Source organism: Aeromonas jandaei, assembly GCF_037890695.1.
GTDB classification, from domain to species: domain Bacteria; phylum Pseudomonadota; class Gammaproteobacteria; order Enterobacterales; family Aeromonadaceae; genus Aeromonas; species Aeromonas jandaei.
On sequence record NZ_CP149571.1, the window covers coordinates 670,567 to 687,288 of the forward strand.

The window sequence follows — 16,722 nt, forward strand, 5'->3', positions numbered from 1 at the left end:
AGTCACGGCCACTTTCGGGCGGCCTGCGGCTGCGGCACGGCTTGCTCCTCGCATCCTTCAATTCGAGCCAAAAACTGTTATCAACCATGTAACCAGAGCTGTGGCGAGCCACTTTTCGCTCACAACCATCCGCGGGGGGAGGCACTCCTCCATCCCGTATTACCGGTTACAGGCAGGGGAGGCGGCCTGCCTCCCCGGTTCGGACGATGCGTGGCCGGCACGCATCCGGGTCAAACGTTCAGCAGCAGGAACTCGCGCTCCCAGCGGCTGATCACCCCGAAGTAGGTCTCGTACTCTTTGCGTTTGACCGCCACAAAAGCACGGGTAAAGCGCTCGCCCAGCATCTCCTTGATGGGGTCGCACTGCTCCAGATGGCTGAGGGCCTCCTCCAGCGAACGGGGCAGGCTGTATGGCAGCTCGTAGGCGCTCGATTTCATCTCCGGCAGCGGCTCCAGCTTCTCCATCATGCCGAGATAGCCGCACGCCAGAGTGGCGGCCAGCGCCAGATAGGGGTTGGCATCGGCACCGGCGAAGCGGTTCTCCACCCGGCGGGCACTGGGGTCGGAGAAGGGCACGCGCAGGCCGCAGGTGCGGTTTTCCACCCCCCACTGGACGTTGCGCGGCGCGCTCTCGCCGAAGGTGAGGCGGCGGTAGGAGTTGACGTTGGGAGCCAGCAGGGCGGTCACCGCGGGGGTGTACTTCTGCAGACCGGCGATGAAGTGCATGAACAGCTCGGAGTTGCCACCATCCGGGGTACCGAACAGGTTGCGGCCGTTCATATCCTCCAGACTCTGGTGGATGTGCATGGCGGAGCCCGGCTCGTTGCTCATCGGCTTGGCCATGAAGGTGGCGTAGATGCCGTGACGGTGGGCCGCTTCCCGCATGGTGCGCTTGAACAGGAACACCTGATCGGCCAGATCGATGGCATCCCCGTGCAGGAAGTTGATCTCCATCTGGGCGGCGCCGGATTCGTGGATCAGGGTATCCACCTCCAGCTCCTGCGCCTCGCAGTAGTCATACATGTCTTCAAAGATGGGGTCGAATTCGTTGACCGCATCGATACTGAACGACTGGCGGGCGGTCTCCGGGCGACCGTTGCGGCCGACCGGCGGCATCAGCGGATAGTCGGGGTCTTCGTTGCGGGTGACCAGATAGAACTCCAGCTCGGGCGCCACCACAGGTTTCCACCCCTGCTTCTCGTAAAATGACAGAACGCGACGCAGCACGGAGCGCGGCGCGATGTCGATCAGCTTGCCGTTGACGTCGAAACAGTCGTGGATCACCTGGGCAGTCGGCTCCAGCGCCCAGGGGACAAAGCGGATGGTATTGGGGTCGGGATAGAGCTGCATGTCCCGCTCCAGCGGGTCGATCATGCTGTCGTCATCCGGATACTCACCTGTCACTGTCTGGGTGAAGATCACCTCGGGCAGTCGCATGCCCCCTTCGCGCAAAAACTTGTTGGCTGGAATGATCTTGCCCCGGGCGTTGCCGGTGAAATCCGGGAACAGACACTCCACTTCCGTGATGCGATTGCTCTCCATCCAGCCCTTGATACTGTCCATGTTAAACCCCGACTCTACGGTTGCCATTGGCAAGGGTGTCTAATATATGGAACACCCTTGTTATAAAATTGTAATCAACACCACCATAAAAGCCCGCCATGAAGGGCAATGTCAAGGGTGTGTGTTTAAAAAACTATAAATAACGGCGCATATAATGACCAATGCGGCACCAAATACTAAACACTCGTGGCCTCGCCTCTCGCCAGTGCAAAGCCGGTGCCAACCGGCCAGAACCAGATGTCAGATCCCGTCAGATCAGCCGCTAAAGAGGCCATTTTTTTGCAAAGGCGCACAATCCGTATCCTATTTGCTTTGCTTGGCTGCTTTTTTTTGGTACAAGGCCCGCCCTGATTTGCACTCTCTTGCATGAAAACGGTGCAAATCGGGATACAAGGGCTTGGTCTGCAGGCAGACAGCCCCCATAAACAGGGATAATTGGGTTAGTAAACTGACTGGTAGTAAATCGTATGTGTGATTTCATGACTGAAGACCAACTGGCCTTTTACAAGGGACAGATCGAGCGCCAGATCCTCGAACTCGAAGATCGCCTCAACTCCCAGGCCAGCCAGGCCATCGCCACCGACACCAACGAGATGGCCGATGAAATTGACCGTGCCAGCATCGAGGAAGCCCGCCGTCTGGAGCTGAACCGCATCGAGCACGACAAGCTGCACCTGCGCAAACTGCGCGGCGCGCTGAAGCGCATCAGCGAAGGGGATTTCGGTTACTGCGAATCTTGCGGCGACGAGATCTCTCTCAAGCGTCTGCATGCCCGTCCGGAGTCCCGTTTCTGCGTCGAGTGCCAGAGCACCAAGGAATTCAACGATACCCACGTGTTCCGCCGCGTCGCCTGATCCCTCTCCGGGAAATCACTCTCCTCTGGCAGCAATAGGCGGTCGACAAGCGAGGGCCAACGCCCGAATCTTGCACACCGCGCCGCAGCAAGAGGGTGAAAAGTTCTGTTAGACTCCGGGCACGTCCCGGACTCTACAGGAGAACAGAGAGTGAAATGGCTCATCAAACTGTGTTTGTGCCTGCCGCTGCTGGCACAAGCACAGGTTCTGACGGTCAAGGTGCCCAGTCGCCCCGTCAATAATCTCGATCAGGAGTACCAGTACAAGCTGCTGGAACTGGCCCTGACCCACTCCGGCACCCCCTTTCGCATCCAGCCCGTCGAGCTCGATCTCAACCAGTTCACCCTCCAGCAGCAGCTGAGCAAGGGCAAGACCATCAATGTTTTCTGGATGGGTACCTCCAGCGCGCTCGAGTCCTCCCTGCTTGCCGTCCCCATTCCGCTGTTTCGCGGGCTGGAAGGGCTGCGCCTCTCCTTCATCCACGCTGATGCCCAGGAGAAGTTCAACCAGATCAATACTCTGGCCGATTTGAGGCAGATGAAAGCGGCGCAAGGGGTCGGCTGGGCCGACAACAAGATTCTGGAAAGCGCCGGCATCCCGACCTACTCCGGTCGTTTCAGCACCCTGTTTCGCCTGATCAACGACGGCGACAAGGTCGATTTCTTTCCGCGCGCCATGGTGGAGATCTTCGCCGAGCGCAGCGAGCTGGTGGCGCAATACCCCAACCTCGCCATCGAGCAGCATCTGCTGATCCGCTACCCCTTCGCCCAGTTCTTCTTCGTCAGCCCCGAGTATCCCGAGCTGGCCAAGGCGATCCAGACCGGCCTTGAGCGGGCCTATGCCGACGGCAGCTTCATGCAGTTCTTCCGTGAAAACCCGAAGATCCGCGAAGCGCTGGCCAGCGCCAATCTCGACCAGCGGGTCACCATCCAGCTGCCCAACCCCGATATGACGCCGTTGCTCAAGCGCATCCCGGCGCAATATTGGGAATACCCTCCGCAGGGATAAGCTGCCAGCCGCCCCGTCAGGGGCGGTGCTGTTTTTGTTCCTATCAAAGCTGATGCAGCCGGACTCCCCGCTTGGGATCGGACAACCACCTGTGACAACCGCTGACGGGCGCAGAGCTGCGCCTGTGGCGGGATCCGGCTAGCTATAAGTTAAAATTGGGCCATAAAGGGAAAACCCATAAATTAAATTTATAGTGATGCCAAAGCCCGCCGGGCAGGCGGTCGGCACGGTTCACAGGCCCGCCAGAGCCATCAGCCGATCCACACACCCTCTTGCATTACCATCTGCCGCTATCTGATCAGAATGCTGCATGGGCCGGCGTTGCCATCTGGCATTGGTCGCGCGCTTCCGCCATCATGCTTGCGATGCCGCGCCCGTTTACCGGGGGCGGCCAGAGCCGCGAAGCAGAGTGCGTGCCAAGGAGGTGCCATGAAGGGAATCGAAGAGTGGTTTGAAGAGTACGGCCAGAGCCATCGCCATCCGGTCAACGTCGCCATCCACAAGCTGGCGGTGCCGGGCATCTATCTCTGTTCGCTGGGGCTGCTCTGGAGTCTGCCCGCCGGGCCGCTGCCAGCGGGGCTCAACTGGGCGGCGGTGGCCGCCATTCCGGTGCTGGCCTTCTACCTGCAGCTGTCGTTTTCGCTGTTTGTCGGGATGGCAGGGCTGACCGCGCTCGGGCTGGCCTTCTGCCACCAGTGGCAGGGGCCGCTGCTGTGGCCCGCGCTGTTTATCTTCGTGCTGCTCTGGATAGCCCAGTTTGTCGGCCACAGGATCGAGGGCAAACGCCCCTCCTTCCTCGCCGACCTGCAATTTCTGCTGATAGGCCCCGCCTGGGTGCTTGCCAGCCTCTATCGTCGCCTGGGCATTCCCTATTGAGGGATGCCGGGCCAACAGGAGAGACCATGTCACACCGCCACACTCTTAATTCACCTCTGCGCCGCGCCCTGCCCCTGCTGCTGGGCGTCCTGTTTGCTGGCCCGGCGCTGGCCGACAAGGCTGATACGGTCGGCGAGGTGAGCACCGCCTTCAAGCTCTTCGGCCCCAACCACAAGATCCTGGTCGAGGCGTTCGACGATCCCCGCATCGACGGCGTCGCCTGCTATCTGGCGCGCCCCAAGACCGGCGGCGTCAAGGGCGGGCTCGGGCTGGCGGAAGATCCCTCCCACGCCTCCCTCTCATGCCACCAGATTGGCCCCATCACCCTGCCCGCCAAGCTGAAAGCGGGGGAAGAGGTGTTCGACGTCAGCACCTCGCTGGTGTTCAAGGAGCAGAAGGTGGTGCGCTTTTACGACCAGAAGCGCAATGCACTGGTCTATCTGACCTACAGCACCAAGCTGGTGGATGGTTCGTACAAGAGTGCTGTCAGCGCCGTACCCATCATGCCGTGGGGGCAATAACCAGCCGGTTTGTCCGGTGATAGTTGACTCGCTTTGTTGTAATTTAACTACAAATCATCTGCGGAGAGCACACCATGAAAGTCGCCGTATTCAGCACCAAGAGCTATGACAAAGAGCATTTCACCCAGGCCAACAGCCGCTTCGGCTTTGAACTGGAGTTCTTCGATGTGCGGCTGGAGGCCAAGACGGCCCGACTGGCCCACGGCTTCCCGGTGGTGTGCCTGTTCGTAAACGACGATGCCGACCGCGAGGTGCTGACCGAGCTGGCGGCCAACGGCACCAGAGTGATCGCCCTGCGCTGTGCCGGTTACAACAACGTGGATCTGGCCGCCGCCAAAGAGCTCGGGCTGAAGGTGGTGCGAGTGCCCGCCTACTCCCCCGAGGCGACCGCCGAGCATGCGGTCGGCATGATGATGTGCCTCAACCGCCGCATCCACAAAGCCTATCAGCGCACCCGCGACGCCAACTTCTCGCTGGAGGGGCTGGTCGGCTTCAACATGTATGGCAAGACGGTCGGCGTCATCGGCACCGGCAAGATCGGTCTGGCCGCCCTGCGCATTCTCAAGGGCTTCGGGGTTCGCCTGCTGGTAAACGACCCTTACCAGAATCCGGCTGCCATCGAGCTGGGGGCCGAGTATGTGGATCTCGACACCCTGTTCCGCCAGTCCGACATCATCAGCCTGCACTGCCCGCTGTTCAAGGAGAACTACCACCTGCTCAATCAGGAGGCGTTCGCCAAGATGAAGGACGGGGTGATGATCATCAACACCAGTCGTGGCGGCCTGCTCGACTCCAACGCCGCCATCGAGGCGCTCAAGACCTCCCGCATCGGCGCGCTGGGGCTGGACGTCTACGAAGAGGAGGAGGATCTCTTCTTCTCCGACAAGTCCAACGAGGTGATCACCGATGACGTGTTCCGCCGCCTGTCAGCCTGCCACAACGTGCTGTTCACCGGTCATCAGGCCTTCCTGACCCGCGAGGCGCTGCACGCCATCGCCGACACCACCCTCGGCAACATTCAGGCTATCGAGAGTCAGGGCCGCAGCGACAACGAGGTCGAGTAACCCCTGCGCGCTACTGCAGCGCCTCATCTCTGCACGCCGGGTTGTGAGACCCGGCGCCATCGGGTAGGCTAGCTCCCCTTTTTTCCAAGGAGCTGACTGCCCATGTTTATCGGATTTGATTACGGTACCTCCAACTGTGCCGTGGCCGTGATGGAACAGGGCAGCCCGCGGCTGCTCAATCTCGGCCCCTCCCGCTACCTCCCCTCCACCCTGCACGCGCCGCACCGGGACGCTATCGCCGGTCTGCTGGCCGAAGGGCTGGCCGACAGCCAGCAGGCGGCCTATCTCAAGCTGCGCGGCCCCGTGGTGACCCGGGCCCAGGCGGTGCGACGCCAGATGCGCGAAGAGGGGCTGATCGACGAGCTCAGCTTTGGCTCTGCGGCGCTGGAGCGCTATCTGGAGGAGCCGGACGAGGGCTACTACATCAAGTCGCCGAAATCCTTCCTCGGCGCCTACGGCCTCAAGGCCCCCCAGATCGCTCTGTTCGAAGATATCGTCTGCGCCATGATGCTCCACGTCCGCCAGCAGGCGGAGCAGCAGCTCGGCGCCCCGATCCGTCAGGCGGTGATCGGCCGTCCGGTCAACTTTCAGGGCTTGGCTGGCGAAGAGAGCAACCGTCAGGCCATCGCCATTCTGAGCGAAGCGGCCCGCATCGCCGGCTTCGAGCAGGTGGAGTTTCTCTACGAACCGGTGGCGGCCGGTTTTGAATTCGAGGCCCGCCTAACCGAAGACGCCGTGGTGCTGGTGGTGGATATCGGCGGCGGTACCACCGACTGTTCCATGCTGCGGATGGGCCCGAGCTACCGCGACCGGCTCGATCGCACCGACGATCTGCTCGGCCACAGCGGCCAGCGGATCGGCGGCAACGACTTCGACATCCGCCTGACGGTAGAGGGGATGATGCCGCTGCTCGGCATGCACGAGGTGCTCAAAACCGGCAAGCCGCTGCCCCACCCGCTGTTCTGGGATGCAGCCGCCATCAACGACGTCAGCGCCCAGAGCCGTTTCTACAGTCTCGATACCGCCCGCCAGCTGCAGGATCTGCAGCTCGACAGCCAGCCCGGCAGCAAGCTGGGGCGCCTTGCCAACCTGCGGGCCCACAAGCTGAGCCACCAGCTGGTCTGGCGCGCCGAGCAGGGCAAGATCGCCCTCTCGGAGCAGGAGAGCAGCCGCCACTCCCTGAGCGAGCTGGAAAAAGGGCTGGAGGCGGAGCTGACCCGTGAGCAGCTGGCCGGCGCCTCGGCCCTGCTGCTGGAGAAGATTGGCGAGCTGATGGATGAGGCGATCGCCGCCGCCGGCGTGCAGCCAGACCGCATCTTCGTCACCGGTGGTAGCGCCCGCTCGCCGCTGATCGCCAGCTTTATCCGCCAGAAGCTGCCGACCATCCCGCTCGAGGGGGGCGATGACTTCGGCTCGGTGGCCGCGGGTCTGGCCCGTTATGCCGAGCGGATCTTCGCAACCAAGCCCTGAATGGGGCTAAATCGCCAGAGTGTTGCCATTTAACGACACTCTGGCGGCAAAGGGGCGACAGAAGCGGTCGGTCGCCCCAGCTTCCGCCCTGCTACGGGACAAGCAAACAGGCTATGCTTGCGGCTCCCATCAACCGGAGCCCCGCCATGTCCAGATTGTCACTCCTGCTCATCCCCCTCTTCCTGCTCGCCGGCTGCAGTTCAGCCCCCTTTGTCCGGCAGGATCTGCAACATCACCACTGGGTATTGAGCAAGCTGGATGGCGAACCGGTTGCCGCCTTGCGCGACAATCCGCCCGACTTCGAGATCGGCGAGCACTTCACCGTCAACGGCATCGCCGGCTGCAACCGCTACTTCGGTCAGGGCCATATGAAAGGGGACAGGTTCTGGGTCACCAGTCTGGGCAGCACCGAGATGGCCTGCATGCCCCCGCTCGACACCATAGAACAGGCCGTGTTGACCACTCTGACCGAGGGGGCGACCCTGAGCGGCTCCAGCCAAGACCTGGTTCTGCAGGGCAAACAGCACCGTTTGGAATACACCCTGCGCGACTGGGTGCTCTAGGGCTCACAAACCGGCATTACAAACAGGAACATGTTGCCCGGCTGTGGCACAATATGAGGCAGTGTTCGCAATGGAGGCTGCCTCAGCCATGTCGATGGATCGTCTGTTTGACAAGATCAAACAACTCCCCACCATTCCCAAGCTGCTGCACGAGTTGATGCAGAGCTTCAACGACGAGAATGCCCGCATCGACGAGATTGCGGCCAAGATCGCCATGGATCAGGTGATCAGCGTCAAGGTGCTGCGGATGGCCAACTCGGCCGCCCTGCGTCGTGGCAACGAAGTGACCTCCATCGATCAGGCGGTGATCCGCCTCGGCTTCAACCGGTTGCGCTCCATCGTGGTCGCCTCCGGCATCATCGGCAGCTTCAAGGCCCCCCCCAGCTTCGACAAGAACAAGTTCTGGACCGAGACCTTTCAGGTCGCCACCATCGCCAAGACGCTGGCGCAGGAGGCCAGGGTGCTCGACCCTGAGACCGCCTTTACCTGCGCCCTTATCCACAACATCGGCGAGCTGCTGATCCAGAGCACCTTGCCGGAAGAGGCGGAGCTCATCAATCTGGCGATCCAGAAGGGGAGCAGCCGGGTCGAGGCCCAGCGCGAGATGCTGGGCTATGACTATGCCCAGCTCGGTGCCGAGCTGGCGCGGCGCTGGAACCTGTCGGAGAGCTTTGTCGACGCCATCTCCCAGCAGCTGGATCCCCTCTCCCACGATCCGGTCAGCAAGGAGGCGGTACTGATCCGGCTGGCGGTCTTCATCTCCTTCGCCTGGAACGCCGGGGTGCCTGCCCAGGCCATCATAGCCCGCTTCCCCAAACCGCTCGCCGACCAGTTGGGACTGGATCCCAAGTCGCTGGCCGGCCAGCTCGAAACACTGCATGAACAGGGTAATGCCCTCGCCGATCTTCTGACTCAATAAGCATCATGACCCATCCGTTTCTGTTTCATCCCCAGGTGGCGCCCTGGTTCAAAGAGAGCGCCGATGCCCTGCAACTGACCCTGTTCAGCGAGCTGGATGCCCCCATCCGCGAGGTGTGGCTGCGCCACGAGCCGGACAACGAGGAGTACCTGATCCCGATGACGGCGATCTCGACCCGCGACCGGCTGCAGGTATGGCAGGTGAACCTGCCGCTTGGCAAGGGGCAGGATATCCACCTTTACTGCTTCAAGTGCCTCACCGACGAGGAGCAGTGGTGGCTGCACGGCGCTGGCGTCAGTTCCACCATGCCGCCGCGCGAGCAGCATTTTCGCTTCAACAGCCTGCACCAGCCACCGGCCTGGGTGCAGGATCAGGTGTTCTATCAGATCTTCCCCGACCGCTTCTGCAACGGCGATCCGTCCCTCAGCGTCAAGCATCACGAGTACGAGTACCGCGGCAAGGCAGTCATCAGCAAGGCGTGGGGCGAGCCGGTCAGTCGCCACGAAGAGGGGCACGGTGCCTGCGAATTCTATGGCGGCGATCTGGCGGGGATCGATGCCAAGCTGCACTATCTGCAATCTCTCGGGGTGACGGCACTCTACCTCAACCCCATCTTCGATTCGCCGAGCAACCACAAGTACGACACCCAGGACTACTTCAAGGTCGATGCCCACCTCGGCAGCAACGAGCAGTTCGCCGAGCTGACCCGCAACCTGCATCAGCGCGGCATGAAGATCATTCTCGATGCGGTGGTCAACCACACCTCGACCCAGCACCCCTGGTTCTGCCCGCCGCTCGGCGCCCAGAGCAACCCGGATTCGCCGTGGCGCAGCTTCTACACCTTTGACAACGAAGGGGATTACGTCAGCTGGAAGGGGATTCGCAGCCTGCCCAAGCTCGACTTCTCCTGCGAGAAGGTGCAGGACGCCGTCTACCGCGCTGACGATGCCATCCTGCGCTACTGGATGCGCGCCCCCTACCAGATCGACGGCTGGCGCTTCGACGTCATCCACATGCTGGGGGAACGCGGCACCGCCGAGGGCAACAGCGGCCACGTGCGCGCCATTCGCGGCGCGGTGAAACAGGAGAACCCGGACGCCTACGTGCTGGGCGAACACTTCTTCGAGGCGAGCCAGTGGCTACAGGGGGATCAGGAGGACGGCGCCATGAACTACTACGGCTTCGCCCATCCGATCCGCGCCTTCCTGGCCGGCAAGGATATCGCCTACCACCCCATCAAGATCAGTGCCGAAGAGCTGGATCGCTGGCTCAAGCTGGCGCGGGCCCACATCCCGTTCAAAAACCAGCTGGCCCAGTTCAACCTGCTGGACAGCCACGACACCGCCCGCTTCCTCCACCTGTTGGGTGAGGACAAGCAGCGGATGCGTCTCGCGGCCACGTTGCTGCTCACCTATATCGGCGTGCCATCCATCTACTACGGCGATGAAGTGGGGCTCTCCGGCGGCAACGACCCGGACTGCCGCCGCTGCTTCCCGTGGGAGACAACTGACTGGGATCACGTGCTGCACGACCACTATCGTCGGCTGATCCAGATCCGCCGTCAGCGTCCCTCCCTGCGCCGCGGTGATATCCAGACCCTCTATGCCGGCCCCCACAGCTATGTGTTTGCCCGCACCCTGCAGAGCGATCAGGTGGTGGTAGCCTGCAACCGCCACCCGAGCGAGCCGCGCACCATCAGCCTGCCCCTCTGGCAGACCGCGAGCCCGGCCAGCCGCTTCACCGACGCATTCAACGGCGAGAAGTTTGAAGTGGTGCAGGGGGAACTTCAGCTAACCATTCCGGCCAACTCGGCCCGGGTGCTGCTCTCCAGTTGAGGGATCTTATCTCGCCAATAAAAAACCGGAGCCTGTGGGCTCCGGTTTTTTTATGCGCCACAGCTGGCCAGTCGTAGCCTTGTGCAGGCCACCAGCGAGCCGGGCTGAGCATCAGTAGTTGATGCTGACGTAGGGCACTTCCGGCACCAGCCACAGCTGTTTGAGATAGACGGTGAGCACGAAGAAGAAGTTGGCCAGCAGGTTGGCGAAACGGTAGAGGATGGGGTCAAAGCTGACACCGCTCTCCTCGAGGCGCACCAGCAGTCGCACCACCTTCTTGCTGCCACAGCGGCACAGATGAAGGGTCGGGATCGGTTGCGGCCCCTGCGGTAGAACAAAACCGGTGACCCGGCCCCGGCTCGCCTCGTTGTAGTGATCGTAACGGGCCTTGAGCCACTCAAGGTCTGCCTCGAAGATCCCCAGCTTGCCGCGCACCGAACCGTTGAGGTTATAGATAAGCCGCTGCAACGCCGCGAGATCCGCCAGCATGGGCGCAATATCGGCATCCGGCGCAAGGTGTGACAGCACGGCGCCGACCTGGCAGCAGAGTTCGTCAGTGGCGATCTCGAAGTCACACTTGAGCGAGGTTTCGAAGATGAAGGGGTAGCAAAGCTCGCGCTTGTCTCTGGGCTTTTTCGGGTTCATTGGCTGGCCGCATCGGGAAAAAGGCCAGTTTGCCAGCCATCGCAGGAGCTGGCAAACGGCCGGTCAGGAGTTAATCAATCCCGATGGCAAGCACTCAGGCACTCTTGCCGCTGCTGGCAGGGTCGGTCGCGGGCTGGAACTGGCTCAGCATCCGCAGCGCCTGCAGCATGCGTTCGTTGAAGCTGGTGAAACTGCTGACCTGCGCCGGATCAGTCTGCCCACGCGCAGCCAGCACGGCCGGGGTCAGCGCCTGCTGCTGGGACTCCGGCAGCACGGCATCGGCCTGCTTCTGTACCTCGTCCAGCTTGGGCAGATAGTCGGCAAAGGGCTTGAGCAGATCCTGCAGCGAGCTGGCCCCCTGATAGGTCTGGCTCAGCTTGACGCTCTGCTTGAGCTTGAGCGAGTAAGAGGCCAGCTGGGTGTCATCCAGCTTCAGGTCGCCCGCCTTCTTCAGCACATCATCCAGATTGCCGGAGAAGAAGTCGCCGGCCAGACCGTCGATCCCCTTGACCAGCTTGCCGATGGAGTCCATCTCCTCCTTGCTGAGATCCCCCTCCAGCGAAAAGCTGAAGCTCTGGCTCGATTTGAGACTGAACTGGCTGCCGCTGTCGCTCTTCTGGGATCGGGTCTGCCAGTTGTCGTTGAAGCGCAGCACCACCTTGTCGCCATCCTTGGTCTGGATCTCCAGCGAACCCTGCTGGCGACTGGCCATCTCGGCCTGCCCCATATCGGTAGTGGAGACCTTGCCAAAGAACTCCTTCTCGAACTCGTCGAGCCCCTTCTGGATCAATTTGTAGCTCTGATCCATGCCGGTCTTGATATCGCCGTTGTCAGCCCAGTCACCCAGCTGCTTGCGGGCATCACCAAAGCCCTTGTCCACCCCTTTGCGAGCCTGCTCCATCATGCCGGTCAGGGTATCATCCGACTTGCCGTCGGCGCGGGCAGCACCCAGCCGTCCGGTGACAAACTGCAACACGTTGTCCGCCACCGACTGGAAGTCGAACAGGGTATCCGGGGTAACCTCTTCCGGCTGATCCTGGGTCTTGGGCGCCTGATAGCTCTGCCCGTTTATCTCCAGCGCAAACTGCAGCGCCTGCTGGATCAGCACCTGTGCCCATTTCGGGGGCTTGTGCAAGGAGACCTCATCCTCGCTGTTGAGCTGTTTTGACTCCGCCTGTTGCGGCGATTTGGGAGAAACACCCACTCCCATGGGTTGGGCTGCGCCCACGCCGTCGATCTGCATAATGTGTCCTCCCACCATGCCTGTAGATCCGGTATCGGCCTGACTGAACACTTCTTGACCACAAAATGCTGGACAATCTGCGGCTGGCTTTTAAAATCGGGCCCCTTTGGGTGGCCTGTTGCCATCCCGCGATTTCGACCCGGCCCGGCCGGTGTGCACATGAGGTATCTATGACCCAGTCCCAACAGCCTTCTGCGGATGCTCCGGCGCCAAGAACCCCGGCCGACTATCAGGCCCAGCTCGATGAGAAGAGCGCGCGCCTCACCGGGCTGTTTGCCAGCTTCAACCCTCCCGCGCTGGAGGTGCACAGCTCACCGGCGGAGTACTACCGGATGCGCGCCGAATTTCGCATCTGGCACGAAGGGGACGACCTCTTCCACTGCATGTATGCCCCGGCGACCAAAGAGATTATCCGGGTCGACCACTTCCCCACTGCCTGCCGCCTCATCAACCAGCTGATGCCGGTGCTGCTGGAGGGGCTACGCCCCCATCAGGTGCTGCGTCGCAAGCTGTTCCAGATCGACTACCTCTCCACCCAGTCCGGCCAAATCATCGTCAGCCTGCTCTACCATCGCAAGCTGGAGAACGAGTGGCAGCAGGCCGCCGAGGCACTGCAGGCCGATCTGCGCGCCAAAGGTTTCGAGCTGCAGCTGATTGGCCGCGCCCACAAGCAGAAGATCTGTCTGGGCGATGACTTTGTCATCGAGCAGCTCAACGTGGCCGGCCGCCAGCTCATCTACAAACAGGTGGAGAATAGCTTCACCCAACCCAATGCCGCCATCAACGAGCAGATGTTGGGCTGGGCGCTGGAAGTCACCAACGGCAGCGAGGGTGACCTGCTGGAGCTCTACTGTGGCAACGGCAACTTCTCCATCGCGCTGGCGCAGAACTTCCGCAAGGTGCTGGCCACCGAGATTGCCAAGCCGAGCGTCGACTCCGCCCAGTTCAATATCGCGGCCAACGGCGTCGACAACCTGATCATCCTGCGCATGTCGGCCGAGGAGTTCACCATGGCGATGCGTGGCGAGCGGGAGTTCAACCGCCTCAAGGGGGTCGATCTCGGCGCTTACCAGTGCAACACCATCTTCGTCGACCCGCCCCGCGCCGGTCTCGACGATGCCACCGTCAAGCTGGTGCAGGAGTACGACAACATCCTCTACATCTCCTGCAACCCCGAAACCCTGCAAGCCAACATGGCGGTGCTGGGCGAAACCCACGAGATCGCCCGCTTTGCCCTGTTCGACCAGTTCCCCTGGACCCACCATATGGAGGCCGGGGTCTACCTGCGCCGCAAGGCGGGTTGATTCGAAGGAATAAAAAAACAGGGCCGCTTGGCCCTGTTTTCTATGGCACAACCGGCCATTACCGCAGCCGGAAGTGGCTCACTATCTCCCTGAGCCGGTCGTAGGTCTGCTGCATCGAACCGGCGCTGGCGACCGTCGCCTCCCCGTTGTGGGTCAGCTGGCGGATCACCTCGGCGATGGCGCTCATGTTGCGGTTGATCTCCTCGGCTACCGCGCTCTGCTGCTCCGCCGCCGTGGCGATATGGCTGATGAGATCATTGATCTCCACCACCTCTCCCGCCATCAGATCCAGCGACTCATTGACCCGGGTAGTGTTCTCGGCCGCCCCCTGACAACTCTGCTTGGTGTTCTCCATCGCCTCCACCACGGTGCGGCTACCCCGTTGCAGGCTGGCCAGCATGGTCTGGATCTCCGCCGTGCTCTGCTGGGTACGGGCGGCAAGGGAGCGTACCTCGTCGGCCACCACCGCAAATCCACGCCCCTGCTCGCCGGCACGAGCCGCCTCTATTGCTGCGTTGAGGGCCAGCAGGTTGGTCTGCTCGGCAATGCTGCCGATCACCCCCAGCACGGAGCCTATCTGCTGCACATCCTGCTGCATCGCCTCGATGGAGCGGGCAGTCTCCTCCACCTCGTCCACCAGCGCCATCACGCTGGCCATCGCCTGATCGACCACCTGCCGGGACTGGCTCGCCAGCTGCTGGCTCTGGCCGGTAAGCCGGGCCGTGCTGGCTGCACTCTCGGAGACGGAGACCGCGGTGCGGCTCATCTCGTTGATGGCAGTCACCACCTGTTCGGTCTCGCGCACATGATCCGCCAGCAGGGACTGGGCTGCACCAGTCTGGCTGGCCAATCCGGCAATGCCGCTGTTGAGCTGACCGCTCGCCTCCTGCACCTCGCCCATCATCTCCTGCAGCCGCTCGATAAAGCGGTTGATGCCGGCTGAAATCTGGCCCAGATCATCGGTACTGGTCACCGCCAGCCGGCGGGTGAGATCGCCACTGCCGCGAGAGAGCTCCAGCACCAGATCCCGCAGCGAGAGGATGGGGCGATAAGCCACGTTGAGCGCCAGTATGGCGAGCACCATCACCACCACGGCGACACCGAGGAGCGCCATGATGATCTGGCCGTTGAGTGCCCGGGTCATCGCCTGGATGTAGTCGAGGTCGATGTAACCGGTCAGGGTCCAGCTGTTGCCGCGAATATCCAGCTGATTGGGGCGTGCTTCGCTCTCCCCCTGCGGTTTGCTGCTGTAGAGCTCATTGCCCTGGCCGTCGGCCAGCGAGAAGTAACGCCCCTCGCCGCTCATCTTCGCCAGCAGGCTCTTGAACTCGCTCATGTCGAGGTAGTAGAGATAGGCCGAATCGGCACCGCGCGGCACCAGAATGGTGATAACCGGCTTGCCATCCACCTGTTGCAGCGGGCTGACGGTGATCTGGTTGTTGGCGGCGGGGATCAGCTTGCGCAGCGCATCGACCTTGGCCGTATCGTTGATGACACCGCTCACGTCGAACGCCATGTCGCCGATCACCTTGACGATGTTGTGAAAGCCGGTCTCTTGCAGGGTCTTCTTGACGTTGGTCACCCCGAAGTTGAGGTTGGCGGCCAGCAGGATTTTTTGATTGATGTCGCTGGCCAGCTTCTCTTTGACCAGAGTGATCTGTTCGTTGATGTTCTTGGTCGCCTGGGTGCGGATGTAGGCGCTGATGAAGTGATTGACGCTGAACCAGGCGGTACCGATGGTGACCAGAATGGCCAGCAGCAACAGGACGTAAATCTTGACCTTGAATGGCATGGGATCCCTCCAGAAGAGAGGGCTGGCAACGCCAACCCTCCCTGCCAATCGTTATTTCTTCTTGGCGTACTTCATGGAGTCCAGTGCCACCGCCAGAATGATGATGCCGCCCTTGATGATGAACTGCCAGTAAGGGCTGACGCCGATATAGGTCAAACCATAGTTGATCAGGGTGAAGATAAGTACGCCGGTGATCACACCTGCGACAGTTCCCACCCCGCCGGCAAACGACACCCCGCCCACCACGCAGGCGGCGATGGCATCGAGCTCGTACATGAAGCCCAGGTTGTTGGTGGCACTGCCGATCCGGCCCGCTTCCAGCATGCCGCCGAAGGCGTAGAAGACCCCAGCCAGCGCATAGATCATCACCAGATTGACCGCCACGTTGACGCCGGAGACCTTGGCTGCCTCGGGGTTGCCGCCGATGGCGAAGATGTTCTTGCCAAAGCGGGTCTTGTTCCACAGCACCCAGACAAAGACGCTGGCAATGGCCGCGTAGAAGGTGAGGTACGAGAGTTTGAAGCCGCCGATCCGGATAAAGCCCTGGGCGAAGCTGGAGAAGCGGGGGTCAAAACCGGCCACCGGCGAGGCACCCACCGAGTCGAAGTAGAGGGAGTTGATACCGTAGACGATGATCATGGTCCCCAATGTGGTGATAAAGGGGGTCACGTTCAGATAGGCGACGATAAGACCGTTGACCAGACCGATCAGAGCACCCACCACGCACACCAGCAGGATCACCGCAGGAATGGGCACCTCCCCCAGCGTCGGGAACACCTTGTTGACGTTGGTCAGCGCCTGCAGCATGGTCGCCGCAATCAGCGCCGCCAGACCGACCTGACGACCGGCCGAGAGATCCGTCCCCTGGGTGATGATGATACCTGCCACCCCCAGCGCGATGATGACCCGCACCGAGGACTGGGTCAGGATGTTGCTGAAGTTGGTGAGACTCAGGAAGGAGGGTTCCTTGATCACGATGATCATGAGCAGCACCAGCAGCACCACGTAGATGCCGTTCTCCTTGAGCGCCCGCATCAGATTGAAATTTTTAGCCGACTCCATAAAT

Annotated in this window: 15 protein-coding genes; 10 read left to right on the forward strand and 5 right to left on the reverse strand. The window is 61.7% G+C overall.

All coding sequences use genetic code 11. From position 1 onward, the window contains the following. Window positions 1-230 precede the first annotated feature (230 nt). On the reverse strand, window positions 231-1,562 hold the full coding sequence (locus WE862_RS03380; protein ID WP_041209747.1) for a glutamine synthetase family protein: 1,332 nt from the start codon (window positions 1,560-1,562) through the stop codon (window positions 231-233). A 467-nt stretch (window positions 1,563-2,029) separates the two neighbouring features. Between WE862_RS03380 and WE862_RS03385 the strand changes: the two genes are divergently transcribed. The 9 genes from WE862_RS03385 to malZ all read left to right on the forward strand — a co-directional run bounded on the left by WE862_RS03385 (window position 2,030) and on the right by malZ (window position 10,672). Further along, entirely contained in the window at window positions 2,030-2,416 is a 387-nt protein-coding gene (locus WE862_RS03385) for a TraR/DksA family transcriptional regulator (RefSeq protein WP_033115635.1), read from the forward strand. Window positions 2,417-2,566: 150 nt separating this feature from the next. Then, window positions 2,567-3,424 (forward strand): hypothetical protein, encoded by an 858-nt coding sequence (locus tag WE862_RS03390; protein WP_042029518.1) that lies wholly within the window; start codon window positions 2,567-2,569, stop codon window positions 3,422-3,424. Between the two features lie 429 nt (window positions 3,425-3,853). Then, window positions 3,854-4,300 carry a DUF962 domain-containing protein gene (locus WE862_RS03395; RefSeq protein WP_042029519.1) on the forward strand — a complete coding sequence of 149 codons (447 nt, stop codon included), beginning with the start codon at window positions 3,854-3,856 and terminating at the stop codon, window positions 4,298-4,300. A gap of 26 nt (window positions 4,301-4,326) precedes the next feature. Next, a complete protein-coding gene (locus WE862_RS03400) occupies window positions 4,327-4,821 on the forward strand; it encodes a CreA family protein (RefSeq protein ID WP_042029520.1) in 495 nt (164 codons plus the stop codon). A gap of 74 nt (window positions 4,822-4,895) precedes the next feature. After that, window positions 4,896-5,885: a 2-hydroxyacid dehydrogenase gene (locus WE862_RS03405; protein WP_042029522.1), complete on the forward strand. Its 990-nt coding sequence runs from the start codon at window positions 4,896-4,898 to the stop codon at window positions 5,883-5,885. Between the two features lie 102 nt (window positions 5,886-5,987). Then, the gene (gene yegD / locus WE862_RS03410; RefSeq protein WP_042029524.1) at window positions 5,988-7,355 is read left to right on the forward strand and encodes a molecular chaperone; all 1,368 of its coding nucleotides are present in this window, start codon (window positions 5,988-5,990) and stop codon (window positions 7,353-7,355) included. Window positions 7,356-7,501: 146 nt separating this feature from the next. Further along, window positions 7,502-7,918 carry an META domain-containing protein gene (locus WE862_RS03415; RefSeq protein WP_040069697.1) on the forward strand — a complete coding sequence of 139 codons (417 nt, stop codon included), beginning with the start codon at window positions 7,502-7,504 and terminating at the stop codon, window positions 7,916-7,918. 70 nt (window positions 7,919-7,988) lie between these two features. Next, window positions 7,989-8,837, forward strand: a complete 849-nt coding sequence (locus WE862_RS03420) for an HDOD domain-containing protein (RefSeq protein ID WP_040069699.1) — start codon at window positions 7,989-7,991, stop codon at window positions 8,835-8,837. A 5-nt stretch (window positions 8,838-8,842) separates the two neighbouring features. Then, the gene (gene malZ / locus WE862_RS03425; protein ID WP_042029526.1) at window positions 8,843-10,672 is read left to right on the forward strand and encodes a maltodextrin glucosidase; all 1,830 of its coding nucleotides are present in this window, start codon (window positions 8,843-8,845) and stop codon (window positions 10,670-10,672) included. Between the two features lie 111 nt (window positions 10,673-10,783). Here the strand turns inward: malZ and WE862_RS03430 are convergent, their stop codons facing one another. Beyond that, a complete protein-coding gene (locus WE862_RS03430; protein ID WP_042029528.1) occupies window positions 10,784-11,317 on the reverse strand; it encodes an ATP--cob(I)alamin adenosyltransferase in 534 nt (177 codons plus the stop codon). Window positions 11,318-11,411: 94 nt separating this feature from the next. Continuing rightward, window positions 11,412-12,560, reverse strand: coding sequence for a DUF5610 domain-containing protein (locus WE862_RS03435; RefSeq protein WP_042029531.1), 1,149 nt, complete (start codon window positions 12,558-12,560; stop codon window positions 11,412-11,414). A 170-nt stretch (window positions 12,561-12,730) separates the two neighbouring features. Between WE862_RS03435 and trmA the strand changes: the two genes are divergently transcribed. Next, entirely contained in the window at window positions 12,731-13,864 is a 1,134-nt protein-coding gene (gene trmA / locus WE862_RS03440; protein ID WP_042029534.1) for a tRNA (uridine(54)-C5)-methyltransferase TrmA, read from the forward strand. A 58-nt stretch (window positions 13,865-13,922) separates the two neighbouring features. On the opposite strand, the gene WE862_RS03445 is transcribed toward trmA, so the two are convergent. After that, complete coding sequence (locus WE862_RS03445; protein ID WP_042029536.1) at window positions 13,923-15,656, reverse strand: methyl-accepting chemotaxis protein; 1,734 nt, start codon at window positions 15,654-15,656, stop codon at window positions 13,923-13,925. Window positions 15,657-15,707: 51 nt separating this feature from the next. Continuing rightward, the gene (gene mglC / locus WE862_RS03450; RefSeq protein ID WP_040069707.1) at window positions 15,708-16,718 is read right to left on the reverse strand and encodes a galactose/methyl galactoside ABC transporter permease MglC; all 1,011 of its coding nucleotides are present in this window, start codon (window positions 16,716-16,718) and stop codon (window positions 15,708-15,710) included. Window positions 16,719-16,722 lie beyond the last annotated feature (4 nt).

Excerpts from the sequence above, each read along its gene's own strand:
- WE862_RS03380 (WP_041209747.1), bottom strand. The coding sequence starts at position 1,562 with ATGGACAGTATCAAGGGCTGGATGGAGAGCAATCGCATCACGGAAGTG.
- WE862_RS03385 (WP_033115635.1), top strand. The coding sequence starts at position 2,030 with ATGTGTGATTTCATGACTGAAGACCAACTGGCCTTTTACAAGGGACAG.
- WE862_RS03395 (WP_042029519.1), top strand. The coding sequence starts at position 3,854 with ATGAAGGGAATCGAAGAGTGGTTTGAAGAGTACGGCCAGAGCCATCGC.
- WE862_RS03400 (WP_042029520.1), top strand. The coding sequence starts at position 4,327 with ATGTCACACCGCCACACTCTTAATTCACCTCTGCGCCGCGCCCTGCCC.
- WE862_RS03405 (WP_042029522.1), top strand. The coding sequence starts at position 4,896 with ATGAAAGTCGCCGTATTCAGCACCAAGAGCTATGACAAAGAGCATTTC.
- yegD (WP_042029524.1), top strand. The coding sequence starts at position 5,988 with ATGTTTATCGGATTTGATTACGGTACCTCCAACTGTGCCGTGGCCGTG.
- WE862_RS03415 (WP_040069697.1), top strand. The coding sequence starts at position 7,502 with ATGTCCAGATTGTCACTCCTGCTCATCCCCCTCTTCCTGCTCGCCGGC.
- WE862_RS03420 (WP_040069699.1), top strand. The coding sequence starts at position 7,989 with ATGGAGGCTGCCTCAGCCATGTCGATGGATCGTCTGTTTGACAAGATC.
- malZ (WP_042029526.1), top strand. The coding sequence starts at position 8,843 with ATGACCCATCCGTTTCTGTTTCATCCCCAGGTGGCGCCCTGGTTCAAA.
- WE862_RS03430 (WP_042029528.1), bottom strand. The coding sequence starts at position 11,317 with ATGAACCCGAAAAAGCCCAGAGACAAGCGCGAGCTTTGCTACCCCTTC.
- WE862_RS03435 (WP_042029531.1), bottom strand. The coding sequence starts at position 12,560 with ATGCAGATCGACGGCGTGGGCGCAGCCCAACCCATGGGAGTGGGTGTT.
- trmA (WP_042029534.1), top strand. The coding sequence starts at position 12,731 with ATGACCCAGTCCCAACAGCCTTCTGCGGATGCTCCGGCGCCAAGAACC.
- WE862_RS03445 (WP_042029536.1), bottom strand. The coding sequence starts at position 15,656 with ATGCCATTCAAGGTCAAGATTTACGTCCTGTTGCTGCTGGCCATTCTG.
- mglC (WP_040069707.1), bottom strand. The coding sequence starts at position 16,718 with ATGGAGTCGGCTAAAAATTTCAATCTGATGCGGGCGCTCAAGGAGAAC.